The following is a 1,087-nucleotide window of genomic DNA, read 5'->3' as shown; positions in this document are numbered from 1 at the left end:
GCCCGTGATCGTGTTGTTGCCGGTGTTGCCCGTGAGGCTGATCGAGGCGGACCCGGTGGCGGTCAGGTCCGTTTTCCCGGCCGCCAGAGTATGGCTGACGCTGGTGGTCACATTCGTCGATTCCTCCGGAAGCGGAGACGGAAGCGGCGTCGGCGTCGGCGTGTCGGAGGAGCCCTCGCCCAGGGTGTAGGCGAGATACTTCAGCGAGCTCGTGTACTGCTCGTTGAACTGCTTCGAGCCCTCGAGCCAGGAGCCGTTGACGCCGCCGGCGAACACCTGGTCGCCGCGCTGCTTGTAGGTGACGTCACCGGTCATCTTGTAGACCCAGCCGAAGCCGGAGGTGATCATGTTGTTCAGGTCCGGCGCGGGCTCGGGCACCTCTCCGAACGAGTTGGGCTTCTCGACATACAGGAACGACTGCGAGGCCTCGTCCCAGGTGTGGGACCAGAGATAATCCAGGGACTTCTTCACCGCGGTCAGGATGCGCGGATCGGCCTTGTAGTTCGTGTAGTAATCGATCAGGGTGTCGTTGAGGATGCCGGTCATGAACGGCACCACGCCGCCTTGGGCGAAGTGGTAGCCGCCATCGGCGCCCTGCGCGGCCAGGATCTTCTCGAGCGAGGATTGCAGCAGGCTGTCCCAGTTGTGGCCGGCCGCGCTGGGGGCATCGATCTTCTTGGCGTAGAGAAAGGCTTCGAGCGTGCGGGCCTGGATCCGGTTGTCCATCTCGGCATTCAGGTTGCCGAGATTGGCGACGTAATACTCAACGGCGAAGTTGTCGGCGACGCGCCCGACCGCGGTCCGGCTGGCCTCATCGCCGGTGGCCACGTAGTGCAGCGCCACGCCAGCGATCTGCGACCAATGCGCGGAGGGGGCGTAGTCGTTCGCCTTCAGGTAGTCGTCGCGGTAATCGACCGCGAGGGCGTTCGCCTTGGTGAGGTAGGAGCTGTCGCCGGTGCGGTTGTACCAGTTATAGAAGATCTCGGCGCGGTCGTAGTAATTGGCTTCGTCCCAGGCAGAGCCTTCCAGGCTCCAGTGCTGGGCAGCGTATTTCACGAAATTGGATTCGTAAGTGCTGTACACACCG

Annotated in this window: 1 protein-coding gene; it reads right to left on the bottom strand. The window is 63.2% G+C overall.

What is annotated here, in order from left to right; genetic code table 11:
- The coding region (locus tag E4K09_RS18170; RefSeq protein WP_204985753.1) for a hypothetical protein at window positions 1–1,056 on the bottom strand (1,056 nt) is incomplete at its 3' end.
- Between the last annotated feature and the right edge of the window lie 31 nt (window positions 1,057–1,087).

Source organism: Microvirga pakistanensis (assembly GCF_004458765.1).
GTDB classification, from domain to species: domain Bacteria; phylum Pseudomonadota; class Alphaproteobacteria; order Rhizobiales; family Beijerinckiaceae; genus Microvirga; species Microvirga pakistanensis.
The sequence above is the reverse complement of the archived record's forward strand: the minus strand, read 5'-3'. Positions and strand labels throughout refer to the sequence as shown.